General features: G+C 40.0%; 23 protein-coding genes and 1 other annotated feature. Of the genes, 13 read left to right on the forward strand and 10 right to left on the reverse strand.

Annotation, left to right across the window (positions count from 1 at the left end; translation table 11 throughout):
- Positions 1 to 33: 33 nt before the first annotated feature.
- The 4 genes from IGL70_RS01070 to IGL70_RS01085 are packed head-to-tail and all read left to right on the forward strand — an operon-like array spanning position 34 to position 3,373.
- The gene (locus tag IGL70_RS01070; RefSeq protein ID WP_002288242.1) at positions 34 to 678 is read left to right on the forward strand and encodes a bifunctional 4-hydroxy-2-oxoglutarate aldolase/2-dehydro-3-deoxy-phosphogluconate aldolase; all 645 of its coding nucleotides are present in this window, start codon (positions 34 to 36) and stop codon (positions 676 to 678) included.
- Between the two features lie 6 nt (positions 679 to 684).
- Complete coding sequence (locus IGL70_RS01075) at positions 685 to 1,692, forward strand: sugar kinase (protein ID WP_010727250.1); 1,008 nt, start codon at positions 685 to 687, stop codon at positions 1,690 to 1,692.
- A 15-nt stretch (positions 1,693 to 1,707) separates the two neighbouring features.
- Entirely contained in the window at positions 1,708 to 2,550 is an 843-nt protein-coding gene (kduI, locus tag IGL70_RS01080) for a 5-dehydro-4-deoxy-D-glucuronate isomerase (RefSeq protein ID WP_002288239.1), read from the forward strand.
- Positions 2,551 to 2,569: 19 nt separating this feature from the next.
- Complete coding sequence (locus IGL70_RS01085; RefSeq protein ID WP_002294167.1) at positions 2,570 to 3,373, forward strand: gluconate 5-dehydrogenase; 804 nt, start codon at positions 2,570 to 2,572, stop codon at positions 3,371 to 3,373.
- Positions 3,374 to 3,619: 246 nt separating this feature from the next.
- Here the strand turns inward: IGL70_RS01085 and fni are convergent, their stop codons facing one another.
- Genes fni through mvk form a run of 4 tightly spaced genes read right to left on the reverse strand, consistent with a single transcriptional unit; the run spans position 3,620 to position 7,693 of the window.
- Complete coding sequence (fni, locus tag IGL70_RS01090) at positions 3,620 to 4,684, reverse strand: type 2 isopentenyl-diphosphate Delta-isomerase (RefSeq protein ID WP_104873880.1); 1,065 nt, start codon at positions 4,682 to 4,684, stop codon at positions 3,620 to 3,622.
- Entirely contained in the window at positions 4,681 to 5,766 is a 1,086-nt protein-coding gene (locus tag IGL70_RS01095) for a phosphomevalonate kinase (RefSeq protein ID WP_002288233.1), read from the reverse strand. The genes fni and IGL70_RS01095 overlap by 4 nt, the downstream gene beginning before the upstream one ends.
- A gap of 12 nt (positions 5,767 to 5,778) precedes the next feature.
- Positions 5,779 to 6,756 (reverse strand): diphosphomevalonate decarboxylase, encoded by a 978-nt coding sequence (mvaD, locus tag IGL70_RS01100; RefSeq protein WP_002288232.1) that lies wholly within the window; start codon positions 6,754 to 6,756, stop codon positions 5,779 to 5,781.
- Positions 6,749 to 7,693, reverse strand: a complete 945-nt coding sequence (gene mvk / locus IGL70_RS01105; protein WP_002288231.1) for a mevalonate kinase — start codon at positions 7,691 to 7,693, stop codon at positions 6,749 to 6,751. The genes mvaD and mvk overlap by 8 nt, the downstream gene beginning before the upstream one ends.
- A 315-nt stretch (positions 7,694 to 8,008) precedes the next feature.
- On the opposite strand from mvk, the gene IGL70_RS01110 reads away from it, so the two are divergent.
- Together IGL70_RS01110 and IGL70_RS01115 are read left to right on the forward strand one after the other, a co-directional pair.
- A complete protein-coding gene (locus IGL70_RS01110; RefSeq protein WP_002294164.1) occupies positions 8,009 to 8,668 on the forward strand; it encodes a deoxynucleoside kinase in 660 nt (219 codons plus the stop codon).
- A gap of 84 nt (positions 8,669 to 8,752) precedes the next feature.
- Positions 8,753 to 9,658 carry a magnesium transporter CorA family protein gene (locus tag IGL70_RS01115; protein WP_002294163.1) on the forward strand — a complete coding sequence of 302 codons (906 nt, stop codon included), beginning with the start codon at positions 8,753 to 8,755 and terminating at the stop codon, positions 9,656 to 9,658.
- 1 nt (position 9,659) lies between these two features.
- On the opposite strand, the gene IGL70_RS01120 is transcribed toward IGL70_RS01115, so the two are convergent.
- The gene (locus IGL70_RS01120) at positions 9,660 to 10,292 is read right to left on the reverse strand and encodes a pentapeptide repeat-containing protein (protein WP_002294161.1); all 633 of its coding nucleotides are present in this window, start codon (positions 10,290 to 10,292) and stop codon (positions 9,660 to 9,662) included.
- A gap of 150 nt (positions 10,293 to 10,442) precedes the next feature.
- Positions 10,443 to 10,568 (forward strand) — a sequence feature (ribosomal protein L20 leader region).
- A gap of 43 nt (positions 10,569 to 10,611) precedes the next feature.
- Between IGL70_RS01120 and infC the strand changes: the two genes are divergently transcribed.
- From infC to IGL70_RS01150, 6 genes are all read left to right on the forward strand, one after another.
- Entirely contained in the window at positions 10,612 to 11,136 is a 525-nt protein-coding gene (infC, locus tag IGL70_RS01125; RefSeq protein ID WP_002293357.1) for a translation initiation factor IF-3, read from the forward strand.
- Positions 11,137 to 11,207: 71 nt separating this feature from the next.
- Positions 11,208 to 11,408, forward strand: coding sequence for a 50S ribosomal protein L35 (gene rpmI / locus IGL70_RS01130; RefSeq protein WP_002289309.1), 201 nt, complete (start codon positions 11,208 to 11,210; stop codon positions 11,406 to 11,408).
- Between the two features lie 52 nt (positions 11,409 to 11,460).
- A complete protein-coding gene (rplT, locus tag IGL70_RS01135) occupies positions 11,461 to 11,820 on the forward strand; it encodes a 50S ribosomal protein L20 (RefSeq protein ID WP_002289310.1) in 360 nt (119 codons plus the stop codon).
- A gap of 251 nt (positions 11,821 to 12,071) precedes the next feature.
- Positions 12,072 to 13,409, forward strand: coding sequence for a citrate transporter (locus IGL70_RS01140; protein ID WP_104873879.1), 1,338 nt, complete (start codon positions 12,072 to 12,074; stop codon positions 13,407 to 13,409).
- Between the two features lie 47 nt (positions 13,410 to 13,456).
- Complete coding sequence (locus tag IGL70_RS01145; protein ID WP_104873878.1) at positions 13,457 to 15,586, forward strand: hydantoinase/oxoprolinase family protein; 2,130 nt, start codon at positions 13,457 to 13,459, stop codon at positions 15,584 to 15,586.
- The gene (locus IGL70_RS01150; protein WP_002307432.1) at positions 15,561 to 16,250 is read left to right on the forward strand and encodes a hypothetical protein; all 690 of its coding nucleotides are present in this window, start codon (positions 15,561 to 15,563) and stop codon (positions 16,248 to 16,250) included. Before IGL70_RS01145 ends, IGL70_RS01150 begins: the two co-directional genes overlap by 26 nt.
- A 407-nt stretch (positions 16,251 to 16,657) precedes the next feature.
- On the opposite strand, the gene IGL70_RS01155 is transcribed toward IGL70_RS01150, so the two are convergent.
- The 4 genes from IGL70_RS01155 to IGL70_RS01170 form a co-directional block, all read right to left on the reverse strand.
- Complete coding sequence (locus IGL70_RS01155; protein ID WP_002289316.1) at positions 16,658 to 17,344, reverse strand: GntR family transcriptional regulator; 687 nt, start codon at positions 17,342 to 17,344, stop codon at positions 16,658 to 16,660.
- Between the two features lie 135 nt (positions 17,345 to 17,479).
- Positions 17,480 to 17,674, reverse strand: coding sequence for a hypothetical protein (locus IGL70_RS01160; RefSeq protein WP_002315615.1), 195 nt, complete (start codon positions 17,672 to 17,674; stop codon positions 17,480 to 17,482).
- 49 nt (positions 17,675 to 17,723) lie between these two features.
- Positions 17,724 to 18,164, reverse strand: a complete 441-nt coding sequence (locus tag IGL70_RS01165) for an acyl-CoA thioesterase (protein ID WP_002289317.1) — start codon at positions 18,162 to 18,164, stop codon at positions 17,724 to 17,726.
- 21 nt (positions 18,165 to 18,185) lie between these two features.
- Entirely contained in the window at positions 18,186 to 19,013 is an 828-nt protein-coding gene (locus IGL70_RS01170) for an NAD(P)H-hydrate dehydratase (RefSeq protein WP_081156530.1), read from the reverse strand.
- 148 nt (positions 19,014 to 19,161) lie between these two features.
- Here IGL70_RS01170 and pepV point away from each other — a divergent pair, with 148 nt between their 5' ends.
- Complete coding sequence (gene pepV / locus IGL70_RS01175; protein WP_002294157.1) at positions 19,162 to 20,580, forward strand: dipeptidase PepV; 1,419 nt, start codon at positions 19,162 to 19,164, stop codon at positions 20,578 to 20,580.
- A gap of 56 nt (positions 20,581 to 20,636) precedes the next feature.
- Here pepV and IGL70_RS01180 read toward each other — a convergent pair whose 3' ends face one another.
- Entirely contained in the window at positions 20,637 to 21,584 is a 948-nt protein-coding gene (locus tag IGL70_RS01180) for a glycosyltransferase family 2 protein (protein ID WP_002289860.1), read from the reverse strand.
- Positions 21,585 to 21,731 lie beyond the last annotated feature (147 nt).

Raw genomic sequence — 21,731 nt, forward strand, 5'->3', positions numbered from 1 at the left:
ATAAAATTTCTAAATAGGAAATAGGTGGAGAAGATGAAAAAAATTGATATTTTATCTCGATTGAAAAACGCCGGAGTGATTGCGGTGGTACGCGGAAAAAGCAAAGAAGAAGCTTTGAATGCTTGCCACGCAATCATCAAAGGTGGTCTAACTGGTATTGAGTTGACTTTTACAGTCCCTCAAGCAGATCAAGTAATCAAAGAACTTTTGTCATTCTACAAAGACCAACCAGAAATAGTGATTGGCGCAGGCACAGTATTAGACGCTGTCACAGCTCGCTTGGCTATCTTAGCTGGCGCAGAGTATATTGTTAGCCCTTCCTTTGATCAAGAAACGGCAGAGATGTGTAATCTGTATCAAATTCCTTACTTACCAGGTTGTATGACTATTACCGAGATCAAAACAGCGCTGAAAAGCGGGGTAGATATCGTCAAACTATTTCCTGGAAGCGCTTATGGACCAAGTATCATTTCTGCCTTCAAGGCGCCGATGCCTCAAGTCAATATCATGCCAACTGGCGGTGTGAGTCTGGACAATATGAAAGAGTGGTTCGATGCTGGTGTCGTAACAGTCGGAGTAGGTGGGAACCTTTTAGCACCCGCAGCTACAGGAGATTTCGACAAAGTAACGGAAGTCGCGCAACAGTATGCAGCAAAAATGAAAGAAATCAAGAGGTAGCTGCTTATGGGAAAAGTAGTGACACTCGGAGAAATCATGTTGCGATTGTCCACAGAGCAGGGAACCCGTATTGATTCAAGTGAACGATTCGCTGCCCATTATGGCGGAGGGGAAGCAAACGTAGCAATTTCTTTAGCTAATTACGGACATGAAGCGATTTTTGCTACAAAAGTACCTGATAACGCATTGGGAAAAGCAGTCAAAAAGCACTTGCAATGTTATGGGGTAGATACGAAACAGGTATTATCTGGTGGACCAAGACTAGGTACTTATTATATGGAAACTGGTAGTGGCGAACGCGCCGCCTCAGTGATCTATGATCGTGCCGGATCAAGCTTTGCTGAAATGGATCATTTGGAATGGTCGCTAGAGGAGTTATTCCAAGGAATAGATATATTTCATGTTTCAGGAATCACCCCAGCTTTGTCTAAAAAATGGCAAAAAATGACGAAACAGGTGATAGAAGCTGCAAAAAGAGCTGGCTGCCTGATCAGCTTCGATATCAACTATCGTGGAAAATTATGGACACAGCAAGAAGCCAGTGAAGTAATCCATCAGCTTTTACCTTTAGTAGATATCTGCTCAGCTGGAAAAATGGATGCTCTTTATTTGTTAGGTATCGAGAAAGCGCCAGAAGCAGAAGAACAACCTCTAATTTATTATTATCAAAAAATGCAGGAAAAGTTCCCGAATATTCAGGTGTTTTATTCGACCAAGCGTACCGTTCATTCAGCAAGTGAAAATGAACTGAAGGGGACATTGTGGATGAACCATGAATATGTGGAATCCCAAGTCCATAGAATTACCCCAATCGTGGATCGAGTAGGTGGCGGAGATGCTTTTGCAGGTGGCGTGCTCCATGGGATTTTATCCAATATGTCTCCGCAAGAAATCATTGATTTTGCTACGGCAGCTTCTGCCTTGAAGCATACGATCCATGGGGACTGCAACCAATTTAGTCAAGAAGAAGTCGCACAATTTTTAGCATGCGGCTCTGGAAAAATCATTCGATAGAAGGAGTAGAAGAAAATGCAAGAAATGGAAACACGTTATACACACAGTCCAGAAGATATCCGTCATTATTCAACGGAACAATTGAGAAAAGAATTTTTAGTAGAAAAGGTATTTGAACCAGGGAAAATCAGTTTGACTTATACGCACAACGATCGAATGATCTTTGGTGGAGTGACACCTACTGAAAAAGAATTAGAAATCACATTAGACAAAGAACTAGGTGTTGATTACTTCTTAGAGCGTCGTGAACTAGGTGTGATCAATATCGGTGGACCAGGATTCATCGAGATCGATGGGCAAAAAGAAGAAATGAAAAAACAAGACGGATACTATATCGGAAAAGAAACACGACATGTTGTATTTTCTTCTCAAGATGCTGAAAACCCAGCTAAATTCTATATTAGTTCTGTTCCAGCTCATCATAAATATCCAAATGTAAAAATCAGTATCGACCAAGTAAAACCAATGGAAACTGGTGAAGGCCTGACACTGAATGAACGTAAAATCTATCAATACATCCATCCAAATGTATGCGAAAGCTGTCAATTACAAATGGGTTATACGATTTTAGAACCAGGAAGTGCTTGGAATACGATGCCTTGTCATACACATGAACGTCGTATGGAAGCTTATGTCTACTTTGATTATGCCAATGAAGATACACGTGTGTTCCACATGATGGGCAAACCAGATGAAACAAAACATTTAGTTGTAGACAATGAACAAGCCATTATTTCGCCAAGCTGGTCGATCCATTCAGGTGTAGGTACAAGCAATTACTCATTCATCTGGGCAATGTGCGGAGAAAATATCACCTATACAGACATGGATATGGTGCAAATGGATCAATTAAAATAAGCATAAGGGAGAGAAAATGATGGAATTTAGTATGGATATGTTTCGTTTAGATGGAAAAGTAGCATTAGTCACCGGTGCTGTCTATGGTATTGGATTTGAGATTGCACGCTCTTTAGCTACAGCAGGAGCAAAAATCGTATTTAATAACTTGAACCAAGAATCAGTTGATGAAGGTATAGCGCATTATAAAGAAGCAGGCATCGATGCAAAAGGTTATGTCTGCGATGTGACCGATGAAGAAGCGGTTCAAGCGATGGTTCAACAGATCAAAGAAGATGTAGGTTCAGTTGATATTCTAGTCAACAATGCAGGGATCATCAAACGGACACCGATGATCGAAATGGATGCGGCAGACTTCCGCCAAGTAATCGACGTGGATTTAAATGCCCCATTCATCGTTTCAAAAGCAGTTATTCCGGATATGATCGAAAAAGGCGGCGGTAAAATCATCAATATCTGCTCCATGATGAGTGAATTAGGACGCGAAACGGTCAGTGCTTATGCTGCGGCAAAAGGCGGATTAAAAATGCTGACGAAAAACATCGCTTCTGAATACGGTCAATACAATATCCAATGTAATGGAATTGGACCAGGTTATATTGCTACACCGCAAACTGCTCCATTACGCGAAACACAAGAAAACGGTGAACGTCATCCATTCGATCAATTTATCGTTGGACGTACGCCAGCAGCACGCTGGGGCGAGCCAATCGATTTGGCTGGACCATCTGTCTTCTTGGCTTCTAGCGCATCTGATTTCGTTAACGGCCATGTCTTGTATGTGGACGGAGGCATACTTGCCTATATCGGAAAACAACCTTAAAAGAGCTTTAGTACACTGTTTAGTGGAGAGGTTGTGAAATCAGCGGATTGAACGAATACCGAAGGACAGCTGATTAAACATCATTTATTCGAAAAAAGAGGCTGGGACAGAAGTGTTTAACTCCAAGAAATAAGAAGGAATTCACGAAAATTGCTTTTCAAATTTTTGTGAATTTCAGCTTATTTCTTGGAGTTGCTTTTGCTTCCGCCGTTTGTACGTGTTTAGAGCGTGAGACAAAAGTGTTCTTTACTTTTGTCCCACGCTCTTTTCTGTGCGTCTTCCATACTTCACTAAGTCGATCCCTCTTGCTTCGCACCAATCCTTCACTGGTCCGGAAAAGATCAGAGAGTGTTGGTGTAGGGCCGCGGTATTCGTTGCGCCGACCATAGTATAAAGCAGACGAAGCTCTTCTTGCCATTGCTTCATCAGTATAATAGTTTCTTCTACGCCGTGATTCATCAGATGCGTCAGTACGGTTCCTGAAGTACCCACTGCATTTGCGCCGAGACAAAGGGCTTTAAATATGTCATAGGCATTGCGGATACCTCCGGAGGCTAGGATTTCCATAGAAGTGTCTGCTTCATTTGCTTCAAGCAATGAAGAGACTGTCGATTGCCCCCAGTCAGCTAAATAACTCAGTTCCCGCTTGGAGCGACGGGCGTTTTCGATCTGGGTGAAGCTTGTTCCGCTTCGACCGCTGATATCAACTGTATGAACTCCTAAAGCAGCTAGATCATTGAGCGTTTCTCTTGTCATGCCAAAACCGACTTCTTTTACGATGAGGGGGACGTCAATGGCTGTTTGAGTCTCTTGAATAAGTACTTTCCAATTGGTAAAATCACGGTCTCCCTCAGGCATAACCAACTCTTGAGGTGCATTCAAATGAATCTGTAAGGCATCTGCGTGAAACAATCGGATAGCTTCTTGGGCTCTTTCGACAGAAGTCCCTGCACCGATGTTGGCAATGATTTTCCCGTGAGGATATTCTTGTCGCATAATCGTATAAGTATCAGCTAAAGAAGGGTCTTTCAAGGCAGCGCTGACTGAACCAGTGGCAATCATCAAATCTGCTTCTCTTGCGACGATTGCAAGATCTTGGTTGATTTTTTTTGTTTTTTCGCTTCCGCCAGTCATCGCATTGATATAAAACGGGCTACTTAGTGTAAAACCAGCTGCCTGTGTGCTTAGATCAACATCAGAAACTGCTATTTGCGGCAAAGGGTTATGGATGATCCGTACGAAGTCAAATTCGTTTTTTTGTTTATCATGAAAGGCTTTAGCTAGTGAAACATGTTCGTCTTTTCGATTCATCGGTTTTCCTTTCTTTGATCGCTATAGACATGTAACGGCAGTGGAGTGATTTCTGCTTTTTCCCATGCACTCATTAAAGGAAGAATGCCAGATTTCTGGTCAACAATTACGATTCCGCAATCGCCACCACCTGCACCAGAAGATTTTGCGGCTCCTTCATACTGTTCAGCTAAATTACACAATTTGTTCAAAGCAGGCGTTTCGATGACGACCCCAGTGATTGCAGATAAATCATGCAGTAATTGTCGGTTTTTTCGAATCATCTGTTGGATCAACGTTACATTATTTTCTTTAAACCCTTTGATCATTTCGTTGACACATTCTGTACTATTTTTTAAGAAAAGCTGATAAGCCACCATTTTATCTTCTCTCGAACGGTGAACTTGATCGACCAAATCAGAAGTAGAGGCAGGGCTACCCGTCCAACCAATCAATAAACGTAAATCTTCAGGAGCAATCAATGGCTCAATGGATAGACCTGGCCAATCCAGGGCAAGTAACTCACTGATAGAATGCTGAGTTTCTTGTTCTTGGAGCCAAGGATGGTCGAAGGTTGAGAAAGCGATCCAGCCACCATAACAGCTAGCAGCGATGTCGCCGCAGGAACCATTATCTTGAACTGCTAAATTGGCTAGTGCTGCAATCTTGAAAATCTCCAACTGAGATAAATTCAACGCGTAAAAAACATTCAAGGCTTTGACCGTTGCAACGGTCACGGCACCGCTAGAACCCAATCCATATTTCCGGCCATTTGAACTGTCTAACTCACTTGTTACTTTCAGATCATAAAAGGATAAAAGAATGTTTTTTTCTTGTGCATACTTTTCAGTCAAGCGAATAGCAGCAAGGATATAATGAAAAGGATTTTCCCGAATATCTAAAACTAATTCTCCGTTGCGTCTTGTCCAACGTACAGGCATCCCACTATATTGTGCAGATTGGATACTTCCGACTTTTCGTGCAGATTCTACAGTGACTGTCACGAATTGATCGACTGCAGCGATAACTGCTGGATGGCCTGTTTCAACAACTGCATATTCTCCGGCAATATAGAGTTTGCCTGGTGCAGATACTTCAATCATAAAAATCTCCCTTTATTCAATAATCGCAATTCCTGGACCAGCATGGGCAGTAATTACTTGTTCTTTGCTAAATAATTTGGTAAATGTTTCTTGTACCTCAGATAAATGGCTGTTTTCCACTAAAACTTTGACATTAGGGCCAGCATCCATCGTAAAGTAGCATGGAATGCCTTGCTTTCTCAATTGTCGCACCGCATCCATCGCTTTTAAGCTGTCAGGAGACCAGTAAGTGAATGGAGGCTGGGCAGCTAAAGTCGTTCCATGCATTTTTAGTCCGTTTCTTTCCATCGTTTCTCCGAGAAGTTGGAAATCTTTTGTTTTGATTGCTTGTTTCAATTGATATAGATCCCCTTCAACGGAATCTAACCAGCCTTGATAAAAACTGGATGTTTCGACTGTCCGACGCATCCCATTTCTGCTGGACACTTCTTTTTTCTGGTCGTTGATCAAAACGAAAACCATTGCTAAATCGTCTTCGAAAGAATCGGAAGGGACTGGCTTAGCGTAAGAACTTAAGTCGTCATGGCCTTTTTCCCATTCGACGAAACCACCGAAAATACTTCGGCAAGCTGAACCAGACCCGCGTCGAGCAAATCTTGAAAGAGAGAGATCATCTAATCCAAGCTTAAGAGCAGTATTGCAAGCGCCTGCTAAAGCAGCTAGCCCGCTGGCAGAGGAGGCTAATCCAGCTGCGGTAGGAACGAAATTCTGACTGATTACTGAAGCTTTTAGTGAGAGGCCGGCTTCTTTACGAAAAAGGTCAAGAAACTGACTGACTTTTTTTGTTGCTTTTTCGTCTTGCAAGGTGCCATCTAGATAAAATTCATCTACCATATAGCTATCAGAAAAGATGACTTCTGTCTCTGTATAAAATGCATCCAATGTTAACGAAAGGCTGTTGTTCATTGGAAGGATGAGTTCTTCATTTTTCTTACCCCAATATTTGATTAGAGCAATGTTGGTATATGCGCGTGCTTTGCCTTTAAACATAGGTATGTACTCCTAATCCTTGTATCCAAGTTTCAGCAGCACCCGCATCTTCAAGTGCTTGACTGATTTCTTGGGCTTTTGTTTTTGTTTGTGCTAATGCAATCATACAGCCACCGCGTCCACCGCCAGTTAATTTGGCACCCAATGCCCCGGTATCTTTTGCTGTTTGGATCAATAGATTAAGAAAATCATTGCTGATTGTCAGCTTTTCCAGAAGTGATTGTGATTCATCCATTGTCTGTGCCAACGTTTCTGGTGAATTTTCAATGATTGCTTGTTTTGCTTGCTTCGTCAAGTATCCTAATTTTTGGATCATTTGTCCAGTTTCATGAGGCTGGGTTTCAAAGAGGTGAGCGACATCTTTGACGGCTTCTCTTGTTTGTCCTTTGATTCCTGTATCAGCGACAATCAAAAAAGCATCGATGTTCAAAGAAAAGTAGTCGAAAGGATGCCCTTTTGTAAAATAAATCGGCTGCAAGCTGCTAGTAGCGGCTGCATCGATTCCACTAGGATTACCGTGGGCGATTTTTTCCGAAAGCTGGACATTTTCTAATAGTATTTCACGAGACAAAGGAAATGCTAAGTAATCATAAAAAGCACGAGTGACTGCTGTGGCGACTGCAGCGCTTGATCCCATTCCACGTTCAGCAGGAATCGTGCTTTCAATGGTCAGTTGCAAGTTTTTTTGGATGTCATGCTGTTTTTTTAAGTGAATGAATAATTTTTTGATATTTTTTAATGCATGAGGAGCTTCGGCTAAATTTCCTGAATAGTAGGAAGAAACCAGTTGATCGTCCATTGCATCCAGCTCTTCAAGGAATGCGGTGACTTTTGTTGCATAGAAAGGAAAGGCAATCGCTGGTTCTCCATAAACAACCGCGTGCTCGCCCATCAATATGATCTTTCCGCTTGATTCTCCTTGGCCATAGTTTGCCATAATCTAACTCCTTCTCACGTAAAAGTGATTTTTAAGCAAAAAATAAAGCGCCCAAAACGAGTTGCGCTGCTTCACGAATTTTTTTGTCCACTAAGGGTCTCAAAAAACATTCCTCCTTTATTTTACTAAAACCATCTCAGAAGTAAAACTAAGAATACGTTTTCTAAAGAAAAAACACTTTTTTCTTAAGAATTTTTTGACTTTTTTTCTTCTTTGACTAGAAAAAAATACAATTGACACTACTAGATATTGGGGGTATATTTAAAAAGGTTGGAGTTAAACACAATATTTAGTGATGAAGTGAGCTGGAGGTAAATGAGCGTGATCGTTTTAGCAGGTACAATTGGTGCCGGAAAATCAAGTTTAACAGAAATGATGGCTGAACACTTTGATAGTCAAGCATTTTATGAATCGATTGATGATAATGAAGTCTTGCCCTTATTTTATGCAAACCCTGAACAGTATGCTTTTTTGCTGCAAATTTATTTTTTGAATAAACGTTTTGCAAGCATCAAACAAGCAATGAAAGATGACAATAATGTATTGGACCGTTCGATTTATGAAGATTCACTGCTTTTCCATCTAAATGCAGATCTAGGAAGAGCAACAGAAACAGAAGTTCGTGTGTATGATGAACTGCTGGAAAACATGATGGAAGAACTTCCCTATGCTGCCCATAAAAAACATCCGGATTTATTAGTTCATATTCGTGTATCTTTTGATACGATGTTGGAGCGTATCGAAAAACGTGGTCGTTCGTATGAACAATTGTCCTTTGATCCAAGTCTATACGATTATTACAAAGAATTGAACAGACGTTACGATCAATGGTATGAAGAATACAAAGAAAGTCCAAAAATCCAAATCGATGGAGACCGCTATAATTTTGTGGAAGATCCTCAAGCAAAAGAAGAAGTCTTGAAAATGATCGAAGAAAAATTAGCAGAGATTCGCCAAACCAAAGTAGCCATTTGATTTACAGTTGCTCAAATAAAGGGTAAACCTTTATTTGAGCGACTTTTTTCTTTATACTGGAAACAAATGTCAGGAGGATAGAGTATGCGGGAAAAACACTATTTTAATCAAGACCGTAATTTTTGGATCAATGTACAGCAAAACGATGTGCTAGCTGTTAAAAACTTAAAAGAAGAATATGGCATTAGTGACGAGATGCTGACTTATTCTCTAGATAAAAATGAACGGGCGCGCGTAGAGTACGATTCTTTTGATGAAGCGTTACTGCTTGTATCAAATGTTCCGCACCAGCAAAAAGTCGATAATCATTATGAAACTAGTCCTATCGCTTTTATTTTAAAAGAAGACGGTTTGTTTACATTTACCACGCCGAATACCGAGTACGTGATTCGACTAATTCGATCGCTTTTGGAACGAATGCCAGACATGAGTGTATACAGTTTATTGTTTCGTACATTGTTTTTGATTTCTGATTCCTTTTTTCCTTTAATCGAGGAAGTGAATAGTGAACGTCAGCGGCTTAATCTGAAATTAAGAGAAAAAACAACGAACAAGAATCTGCTGCAACTTTCAGATTTAGAGATCGGTTTGGTTTACTTAGTTACAGGAACAAAACAAAATGTAGTACTTTTAGAACAAATCAAGGCATTGGCTATTTATCGCAAGTTGTCAGAAAAGGAAAAAGAAGAGTTGGACGATGCGCTGATCGAAGCACGACAAGCAGTTGAAATGACGAACTTAGCTTCGCAGATTTTAGACCAGCTCTCTGGCACTTATAATAATTTGCTGAATAACAACTTGAATGACACGATGAAATTTTTGACGGTCTGGTCGCTGATCTTGACCGTTCCAACTATTGTGACAGGATTCTTCGGAATGAATCTCCAGTTACCCTTTACCCATTCCGTTTTCGGATGGGGAATCGCCTTGATCATCAGTTTGGTCTTATCTATTTGGATGCTTATTGCACTGTGGCGGCGGATTCGTTGATCTAGTCTTTGATCTGCAAACCAAGGGCTTGGGCGATCACAAGTGCTTGCTCTTGGTTGACGATTAGTCCCGCCAAAGAATCTTGAGATAAAGCGATTGCTGTGAAGAAATTAGTCGTAAAGTCTAATCCCTTCAGAGAAGTTCGAAACCAGTTCGAACCGGTCAACTGATTGTCAGACAAAAAAAGGTTTTTCCAAGTGACCTCATAAAATTCGCTGTCTTCTAATTGACAATGATCGAAGGAGACAGCTTTCAAGTTTGTACTACTAAAGGAAGCCATCGAAGCAATACAATCAGTGAAAGTACAGTCTCGAAGATAACTTTCGGCAAAATTCGTACCTGTTAATTTACATTGATGAAACACGACTTGGTGGAAACTGCCACCAATCCACTCCAGATTGGAAAAATCACATTTTTCAAAAATGACATTACTGCATTCAAAATGACGTAAAACTGTTTTTTGCATCGTAAGTTTTTGGATATGACTCTCTCTTAATACCATATTTTTGGCATCGAGATAGCTTTGGTCACCCCCGTTGATCAGAAGACCAGAGAAGATCTCCTCATCTTCTAAATAAAACTCTCCCTTTGTAAGAAGAGGAAGAGAAGGTGGAATAGGTTCGATTTTTTTCATGTGGGTTCACCTCGTTTTTCTTTAGTATAGCAAAGAAGCGGGAATCACTGCTAGAAAGTCTGCTAATCTAATCATTTTCAGAAAAGGAAGACAAACTGTATGAAAAACATTGACAAAAAGATTAGTTTTTGCTATACTATGATGGTTGAGAAATAAAAGCAGAAGCACCCGCTTCTCGCCTTAGTTGATAATGTCACTGGGCTAGATAGTTTTCACTGGTTCTATTAGGTGAAGTACGCGCGGGTTCTGTAAGAGAACTCGTTTTTTTATTGCCGTTTATTCGGTAAGCTTTTCTTTCTCTCATAATATTTGGAGGTGAATGACCATAGCAAAGGATATGATGGTTAACGACGGCATTCGTGCACGAGAGTTACGATTGATCGGTTCAGATGGTGAGCAATTAGGAGTTAAGACAAAAGCAGAAGCATTGAATATTGCAGAACAAGCAAACTTGGATCTTGTGTTAGTTGCCCCTGGTGCGAAACCACCAGTTGCGCGAATCATGGACTACGGTAAATACCGTTTCGAACAACAAAAGAAAGACCGCGAAGCGCGTAAAAAACAAAAAGTGATCAATGTAAAAGAAGTTCGCTTAAGTCCTACGATCGACTTGAATGACTTCAATACAAAACTTCGTAATGCACGTAAGTTCTTGGAAAAGGGCGATAAAGTGAAAGCTTCTATCCGTTTCAAAGGCCGTGCCATTACCCATAAAGAAATTGGTCAAAAAGTCTTGAATCGCTTAGCTGAAGAAACTGCGGATATTGCAACAGTGGAACAAAAAGCGAAAATGGACGGACGCAGCATGTTCTTGACGCTGGCACCGAAAAACGACAGTAAGTAATTTGAATGACTAACTGGCTGTTGGACAGCCGATAGTCGGATAACGAAAGATTTTGAGGAGGAAATATAGTCATGCCAAAACAAAAAACACACCGCGGATCAGCAAAACGTTTCAAACGTACTGGTAAAGGCGGATTGAAACGCTTCCGCGCGTTTACAAGTCACCGTTTCCACGGCAAAACAAAAAAACAACGCCGTCAATTGCGTAAAGCAAGCATGGTTTCTAGTGGCGACTTCAAACGTATTCGCCAACAACTAGCAAAAATGAAATAAGAAGTACAAATAACAGAATCTGAAGATTTATTTTTATTAGGAGGAATTATACATGGCACGTGTTAAAGGTGGAACAGTAACTCGTAAACGTCGTAAAAGAGTGCTAAAATTAGCAAAAGGTTACTACGGTTCAAAACACACTTTATTTAAAACAGCAAAAGAACAAGTAATGAATTCATACAACTACGCATATCGCGATCGTCGTCAAAAGAAACGCGACTTCCGTAAATTGTGGATTGCTCGTATCAACGCAGCAGCTCGTATGAATGGCTTGAGCTACTCAAAATTAATGCACGGTTTGAAAGTTGCTGAAATCGACATCAACCGTAAAATGTTAGCTGACTTGGCTGTTAACGATGCAGCAGCATTTACTGCATTGGCTGACCAAGCAAAAGAAGCTTTGGCTAAATAAGCTAAACAATTATAAAGAGGAAAGAAGATAACGAAAAGTTATGTTCTTTCCTCTTTTTTTATTTACAATCCTCCATCAAATGAAACAGGACAATAACGTATAAGTCTAAAATAGCATAATTAAGGTTTTTTAATTGAAAACTGAACATTTATGGTCATCCTTTAATGAAAGCGCTAACTACATAAGTTAGAATGAGTTTGACTGATATATTAGTTTGCTTATCAGAAAAACAAAATGGACGGAGGAATAACATGAGTGATATTATTATTGGTATTTTGTTAGTTATCTCATTCTTTTTCATGGTCTGGTACTGTGTAAAAGGCTACAACTTGATGGTCGGCTTTGCCATCATGGCTACTGTATGGATGGGATTAGCGCTAGTCGGAAACACGTTTTCACCAAACCCGGCGATGGAAGGGCAAGGAGTAATTGATGTGTTGACGCATATCTATACGACGGGGCCAGCTGAGTACGCCAAATCGATCTTGGTAAATGTCTTCTTTGGTGCCTTTTTCGGGCGTGTTCTAGTAGATAGCGGAATCGCAGCTACCCTGATTCGAAAGGTAGTTGAACTTGGAGGGGACAAGCCAAGAATCACGATGAGCTTACTATATATTGTAACCGCTGTTATATTCATGTCGATGACAGGAATCGGACCAGTGATTTCTATTGCAGTTATTGTGTTGCCAATCTTGATGTCATTAGGTATTTCAGTACCGGTTGCACTGTTCTCATTTATGGGCTCGATTATGGCTGGAATCTTTGCTAATATCGTCAATTTCAAACAATATCAAACGATTTATGCTGGTTTCAATCCAGCGGCTGAAAGCTATACTTATAATGACTATTTCCAAATTGGTATGATTGGGATGATTGTAAGCTTAGTTGTGTTACTAACGGTCGCTAATATATCAATGAACAAAAAGAAACGCTATGCAATGGCAGCAAACGTACCAGCTGAAGGTGGCGACGCACCAATGATCTCATGGTTAGCCGTATTATTACCAGTTTTAGGGGTCGTTCTTTTAGATCTTCCAATCATCTTAGGTTTTATTCTAGCAGGTATCTGGGCATTGCTGTTTACTGGAAAATTGCGCGGAGGTTATAAAGAAATCTGTCGTCAGTTTGCGAAATTATTTACAGATGGCGCAGTAGATGTTGCACCAATGGTTGGTTTCTTGATGACCTTAGCGATGTTCAATAATTCAGCTGCGTATGCTTCTCCTTATTTTTCAGCTATTTTTGGAGATTGGATACCGCAATCACCATTAGTCTTGGCAATCGTATTTGCTATATTGACACCACTAGGATTTTTCCGCGGTCCAATGAATCTAGTCGGTTCAGGCTCAGCTATTTTAGCTGTCGTGTTAGCTGTTAATCCAACGATGTCGCCAGCCTTTTTGTTCCCGTTATTTGCAATCACAACGATTGCTCCTCAGCATTTAGATATTACACAATCTTGGGTTGCTTGGGGATTAGGTTATACAAAAGTAACTTCTCGAGAATATATGAAGAAATCCATCCCAACTGGTTGGATCATCGGTGCGATCTTATGCCTGATCACGTTCTTATTGTACGGGAACGCCTAGTAAACAAAACGTCGATAAAAACGATTAGATGAATGGAGGAAAAGAAAATGAAACGTTTTGTGCGAATGGGAATTGATGTTGGCGGTACACATACGAAAGCAGTCGCAATCGATAATGCGACGCACGAAATCATCGGAAAATCTTCAGTGAAAACAACCCACGATGATGTCCGTGGAGTAGCCGCAGGTGTCGTTCAGTCTTTTCAAAATTGTTTGCGGGAAAATAATATCAGTCCAGAAGATGTTGTGTTTGTTGCACATTCTACCACACAAGCGACTAATGCACTGATTGAAGGAGACGTAGCAAAAGTCGGCGTAATCGGGATGGCAAAAGGTGGATTAGAAGGTTTTTTAGCAAAACGACAAACTAGATTGAACGATATCGATTTAGGGAATAAGAAAAAAATAGAGATTGTCAATGCATTCTTACCTGTCAAACACTTAAATGTAGACCGTGTTTCAGAAACGATTTCTTCTTTAGAAAGAGAAAGAGCGGAGGTCTTGGTTTCTTCTATGGCATTTGGAGTAGATAATGGGGAACCAGAACGAGTTGTTTATGAAGCAGCATCTGTGAAAGCGATCCCTACAACGATGGCTTCTGACATTACGAAATTATATGGATTGACAAGAAGAACTCGGACAGCAGCAATCAATGCATCTATTTTACCAAAAATGCTAGATACGGCAACCTCTACAGAAGATTCCGTACGAGAAGCAGGGGTCAATGTTTCTTTGATGATTATGCGCGGAGACGGCGGAGTAATGGAAATCAATGAAATGAAAAAACGACCTGTTTTAACCATGCTTTCCGGTCCTGCTGCATCAGTCATGGGCTCTTTGATGTACTTGAGAGCGTCTAATGGTGTTTATTTTGAAGTAGGCGGAACAACAACCAATATCGGGGTCATTAAAAATGGACGTCCAGCAATCGATTATTCAATTGTAGGTGGCCACCCAACATATATCTCTTCATTAGATGTTCGGGTTCTAGGTGTGGCAGGCGGTTCGATGGTACGGGCTAATCAGTCAGGAATCATCGATGTCGGTCCACGTTCTGCACATATTGCCGGTCTAGATTATGCAGTATTTACGGAGACAGAAAAAATCAAAGGTCCTAAGGTTGAATTTTTCTCTCCTAAAGAAGGAGACCCTGCTGATTACGTCAAGGTAGTGATGGAAGACGGAGAAGAAGTGACTATTACAAATACATGTGCAGCCAATGTCCTTGGATTAGTGCAAGAAGAACATTTTTCTTATGGAAATGTCCCATCTGCACGAAAAGCCATACAGGCATTAGCAGACTATTGTCATACGACGGTTGAAGACATCGCAGAGCAGATCATGGAAAAATCCTATGCTAAGATTGACCCGGTGATTTTAGAATTGGCAGACAAGTATCACTTGGAGAAAGATCAGATTTCTCTTGTAGGTGTAGGGGGCGGCGCTGCCTCATTGATTACTTACTTTAGTAATAAAATGGGTGTGAAATATTCGATTCCTGAAAACGCCGAAGTGATTTCTTCTATTGGTGTAGCACTTGCAATGGTCCGAGATGTTGTAGAACGTATCATCCCTTCGCCAAGTAAAGAAGATATACGATCGTTGAAAAATGAAGCGATGAATAAAGCGATTGAATCAGGCGCTACACCAGAATCGATCGAAGTCCACGTAGAAATCGATCCACAGACTTCAAAAGTAACGGCTATCGCTACTGGTTCTACGGAAGTGAAAGCAACCGATCTAACCAAGGAGATCACAACAGAAGAAGCACTAGAGCTTGCTGCAGAGGATATGCGATTAAATAAAAATGAAGTTTGCTTATTGGAAAATACACCTTTCTTTTATGTATGCGGCGAACAGAATCGTTCAAAAAATGCTGGAAGTCTTCGGATCATCGATCAAAAAGGATTTATCAAGGTCCAACGTGGACATGCTTCATGTATGAAAACAACTGCAGCCAATTATATGACAGCTGTCGAACAACTTTGGGAAGATATGGCAGTTTATCAAACTGAATTGATTGCCCGACCAGAATTTTATCTCTGCTTAGGAGCAAGAGTCTCTGATTTTACAGCGACGGATCTGGAACAACTACAGCTTTTGATGGATCTGGAAGTATCTACTATGGAACCGGAGGAAGAAGTGATCGTCGTTGCCGGAAATATCAAACAAACATAAGTTAGAAGAGTTACTAAACGAATTACAACAGATCCCCGAAGAAATTTGGGGATTCTACCAGTTTCGGCGAGATTTATTTTGGAAAAAGATTCCTTTGTCCAAGCAGAAAATTCTTATACAAAAATCAATCGATTGTGGTATCGAAACGGCATGTAGCATCAAAAAAAAGTACCCTTTTGCCGATGTAGGAGAAATTTGTGAACAAATGGCTGTTCCAATCGTTTCCTGTGAATCAGAGCAAATAAACGAACGAATCACTTTTGCAACTTATGCAGAAGATGAAGGGATCCGATTGATGACGGAGCCGTTAGAAAAATTAAAATGTTCAGGACTAGCTTCGATCTCTAAAGAAACAGCGCAAGCTTTGATTATTGGACATGAACTATTTCACCACATCGAAGCTTCTGTTAAGGGAATTTATACGCAAAGCGAAAAAATTGTGCTGTGGCGGTTGCCTTTTTATACACATCAATCAAACATTCGTGCATTGAGCGAGATAGCAGCGATGAGTTTTTCAAAAGAGATGAATCAAAGCGATTTTTCGCCTTATGTATTAGAGGCAGTCTTACTTTGGCCATATAATGAAATTCGTAGCCAAGGGATCTTAGAAGAAATAAAAGAAATAGAAAAAAGATGTACGGAGTATGATTTAGATTACAAATAAAGAGACTGTGACAAAAGTCGTGTCACAGTCCTTTTTTTCCGAATAAACGGTGTTCTCCTGTCAACTCCTCGGTCACAAGTCAAAATATTCAACAAACATGAGAAGCTGTTTTTTGAAATTGTTCCTTGTGACTCGGAGATGAACGGCAGGCTCACGACCTCTTGGAAAACGGTGTTCAAAAGCTTGCATCTGCGGTAATAAGTCCAGCCAAGTTAAAAACATAAGAAGCTATTTTTACTTGGCTGTTCTTATTACTTGATGCAGGGCAGCTTTTTCACAACCTCTCAATAAACGGTGTGCAATCAGCTGACCCTCGGTATTAGCTCAAAAAAAACGGCAAAATATGAGGAACTATTTTGCCGTTTATTTCTCTAATACTCAGGTCAAAACGCTGATTCCAAAACCTCTTATTTGATGGGTCTGTCCTGAATATCTTCAAAATAATCGGGGTAATTATGAATCACGTATTCTTGCTCCTCGATAATCATATGTAAATGCATCGTGCAAAGAAATCCGACTTCATCAAAGTTATGATCAATCATTGATTGAAGCATTGTCTGATGTTCATCTAATACTCGACCCCAGTCTAATTCTGAAATCGTCAAACGTAACCATCTGAAACGGTTCAAGTGCGTACTATAACTTTCTAGCCAATCCCAAATTTCTCGTTTTCCAGCAATTTCATAACAAGTTCGGTGAAAATCAGTATCCAAATCAAAAAAAGCTTTTTTATTTTGAGCGATCACTGCCTGATCGGTTTGTTCTAGTATTTTTTCTAGTTTAGCTTGATCTTGCTTGGTCATTTTCGCACTGCATTCTTGCAGGATCGGTTTTTCCAACTTTTCCCGCGTATAACGGGCTAATGAAGCAGATCGGATATCGATTTTTGAAACATAAGTGCCGGACTGTGGAATGGTTTTTACAAGCTCTTGATTGCGCAGTTGGATCAGTGCTTCTCGAATCGGTGTACGCCCGATAGCTAGTTGTTCTTCTAACACTTTATCGGAGATTTTACTTCCAGGTGCTAACTCGGAATAAATGATTTGTTTACGTATAGATTCATAAGCTTGCTGTTGCAAATTATTGATAACCATTTAACCTTCCTTTCTATGCAGATATAATCTATTATAACATAAATCGCTTACAAATCGTGTGGGCATAAAAACACAGTCTGCAAAAAAAGCCCTGATAGGCATGCCTATTAGAGCCTCGAAAAGAAAAATATTGAATCAATCTGGTCGTACCTCTTGGATCGGTTTGACACGACCGCCGATTCTTTTAGCAAAAGCTTCGGATTCTTTTTTGTCTTTGAAAATGAGCAGATTGTCTAAGTTTTTTTCCCGAGTGCGACAGCCAGTTTTATCGATGTAACCGTGCATTACTTTAACGACATACATGGGGATCACCTGCTTTTTTCTTTTCATTATACGAACTACTCGACACAATACAAGAAAAATGCTTAGACGGTCTTTATTAAGAATTTACATCATCCAAAGAAGCGTACGCTTGGAATAACTGATCTAACTCCGGATTGACTTTGCTCAGCTTCACTAATCGTTGCGAATCAGAAAGTAAAAAACAGTGTTTACTACTGCCAGTAGTTTTTAATTTTTTGTCTTCAGTTCCCACAATTTCGTAGCTAAAATCCAACCGTGTCCCCGTATACTTTTGGATAGTTGGATGGATGCTCACTTTTTCTCCGTAATGGATCATTTCTTTATAGCTGCAATTTACTTCCAGAACGGGGATGATGATCCCAGATTCTTCGATTTTTTTATAGGGAAACCCTAGATGTACCAATAAGGCTACCCGAGCCTCTTCAAACCAGCGGATATAATTGCTGTGATGAATAATCCCCATTTGATCTGTTTCATAATAAAAAGGTTCTCGCACATAACCTGTAAATTTCTCCATGACTCATGCCTCGTTTTCCATTTATTTTTTACAAAAATAATTCATCCATTTCGGAAGTGCTTCGCTGATTTGTGTCGGCAAAACAATATATTGTTCTTTTGCCAGCTGGTCTCCAATGAAACTATGAAGATAAACAGCTGCTGCAATCGTTTGGTCATTTTGAGGAAACTGGGCTAAAAATCCTGTGATCATCCCAGCTAAAGTGTCACCCATGCCGCCTGTTGCCATAGCAGCAGAACCTAAAGGATTGGTGTAGAAGTGCTGGTGACCATAAATTTTTGTCTCATGACTTTTCAAAACGAGCACAGCACCGATTTCCTGTTGCTTCTTTTTGTTTTCTTTATCCCGTTGTTCTTGTATCGGTAGAGAACTCAACCGTTGCCACTCCATTTGATGAGGTGTAAGTACAGTTTGTTCGGGATAGGGTAGCAAAAGATGATTAGCAGCAAGTAAACTTAAAGCAGAGCCATCAATCACCAGCCATTGTTCTTTTGATTGGTTTTCTAGTACTTGTTTGAAACGTTCCAAACTCTTAGAAGAAGTACCCAATCCGGGACCAATCAAGAGTACATCTGCTTGCTTTATTACGGAAAGAAACTGGTCAGTATCCGTCCAATCTACAATCATTGCTTCTGGCAGATGACTGTGAAGAGCACTCCGATTTTTTTCATCAGTTACTACAGTCGTGAGACCCGCTCCAGTGTGTACGGCAGCTAAAGCACTCATAATGATTGCTCCGCCATATTGTTCATTGCCGCCAATCAAAACGATACGTCCAAATGTTCCTTTATGTGAAATTTTTGGACGAGGTGTGATGACTCTTTTCACTAGTTGTTCGTTTATCAGCATCGAAAAACCTCCTTTTACTCATTATAGCGTATATTTTTTTTAGAGAAAAACAGATAAGAAAAGGAATTGTCAGATTTTTTGAACTATTTTTTTCTGTAATTTGTGGTATCATGAACACGAAGACTTAAATAAGTGGAGGATTAACTTTATGACAATTGATTGGCAAAAAGAAGTAGAAGCACGTAAAGAAGACTTGCTTGAAGACTTGAAAAATCTTTTACGTGTCAACAGCGAGCGCGATGACTCAAAAGTAACACCAGATGCACCATTTGGACCTGGACCTCGCGACGCATTGAAACATATGTTAGCTTATGGCGAACGTGATGGATTTAAAGTAAAAAATGTCGATAACTATGCAGGGCATATTGATCTTGGCGAAGGAGACGAAACGCTAGGGATATTTGGACACATGGATGTCGTTCCTGCAGGAGATGGCTGGGACACAGATCCTTATGAACCAGTAATCAAGGATGGAAAGATCTTTGCACGCGGATCAAGCGATGACAAAGGTCCAAGTATGGCAGCTTACTATGCGATGAAGATCATTAAAGAACTTGACTTGAAACTATCAAAAAAAGTTCGCTTCGTAGTCGGCAGCGATGAAGAAAGCGGCTGGGGCGATATGGCTTATTATTTCGAACATGAAGAAGAACCAGATTTTGGTTTCTCACCAGATGCTGAATTCCCAATCATCAATGGTGAAAAAGGAAATGTTTCTTTAGCTTTACGATTCAAAGGCGACAATGCAGGAGATTATGTCTTGAAATCTTTTGTTTCCGGACTTCGCGAAAATATGGTGCCAGGAACAGCAACTGCAGCACTTCAAGTACCAAGTGCAGATGCAGCTATCGCGATGGAAGAAGCATTTTACCAATTCATCGAAGCAAATCCAGTAAGCGGAACGATTGAAGCGGACAATACGTATGTAAAAATCGAATTAGTTGGTAAAGGCGCACATGGTGCAAGCCCACAATCTGGTATCAATGCAGGTTCTTTCTTGGCATTGTTCTTAGATAACTATGAATTCCTAGGATCTGCTAAACAATTTATCCATGTAGCAGCTGCTTATGTCCATGAAGATTTTTATGGAGAAAAACTAGGAGTCGCTTATGAAGATGAAAAAATGGGCAAATTGACAATGAATGCTGGACTATTTGCTTTTGAAGAAAATGGTACAGAGGAAGCGAACTTCATCAATATGAATTTCCGTTTTCCAAAAGGTGTAACAGTAGACGGATTGCAAAGTGACATCGAACAAACAGTGGGGCAAGAAGGCGCAACAGTTACTCGAGGTGCTCGCGTAATGGAACCACATTACGTACCAATGGATGATCCATTGGTGGCTACATTATTGCAAGTCTATGAAGACCACACTGGAGAAAAAGGCTACGAACAAATCATCGGTGGCGGAACTTACGGACGTTTGTTGAAACGTGGCGTTGCTTATGGAGCGATGTTCCCAGGATATACTGATACAATGCACCAAGCAAACGAATTTATGAGTCTTGATGACTTGTTCAGAGCAACAGCAATCTATGCAGATGCCATCTATCGTTTGGCGAAATAATTAATTAAAAAGAGGATCAAGAATTGCAAATTATTTTTGCAGTCTTGATCCTTTTTTTACTTTCTACTGTGGTATTCATGATAAACATGATATAGATTCAATTCATATTCTTTCTTAGCGTTCGTGACGACTGTATCCAAAATCAACCCTGTTACTAATGAAAGAAGTGCTAAAGTCATCAATCCAGTACTTAAAATCGCAGAAGGGATGCGTGTAATAAAGCTTGTCAGCATATATTCGCGAATCACAGGAATCCCCGTGACCAATCCAAATAAAAAGAAGAAGATGGTCCAAATCCCAAAGAAAAGCAAAGGCTTATAATCTTTAAACATTTTAATAATCATCATGATCACTTTGAATCCGTCAGAGAATGTATTCAATTTTGATTCGCTGCCTTCAGGACGATCACGATAATCGATTGGGATCTCAACGAACTTGAATTTTTTATCTAAAGCATGGATCGTCAATTCCGTTTCGATTTGAAAACCAGAACTCATAATAGGAAAACTTTTGACAAAGATACGATTGAATCCTCGATAGCCGGTCATGACATCAAGAATTTTTGTTTTATACATTCTAGTAATTGTATTTCTAACAAGGTTATTTCCAAAATCGTGGAAAGGTCTCTTATTCTCATCAAAGTAGGTTCCATTTGATAGGCGATCACCAATGACCATATCTGCTTCACCAGAACGTAATTTCTCGAGCAAACCATGTACAGCTTCTGCAGGATAAGTATCATCGCCATCTACCATTAAATAATAGTCGGCATCGATATCAAAGAACATTTGGCGGATCACATTTCCTTTTCCTTGACGAGGTTCTTTTTTTACGATTGCTCCACCTTGAACGGCCAATTCGTATGTTCGATCGGTCGAATTATTATCATAGACATAAATATCTGCTTCTGGTAATTCTCGTTTAAAGTCTGCAATGACTGTTGAAATTGTTGCTTCCTCATTGTAACAAGGAATCAGAACAGCAATTTTTTCTTGTTGTTCCATTTTTCACTCTCCTTAACTATAGAAAACAAAAGCTAAATTAAAAATACCTCATAATCAAAGGAAATGCTAGTTTTTCCCGCTAAATATCATTTATTTAAAAAGAAAATACTGGAATATATGTTTGGAAAGCTCTATCTAAAAAACCAC

Source organism: Enterococcus sp. DIV0901a (genome assembly GCF_051711525.1).
Lineage (GTDB): Bacteria > Bacillota > Bacilli > Lactobacillales > Enterococcaceae > Enterococcus_B > Enterococcus_B faecium.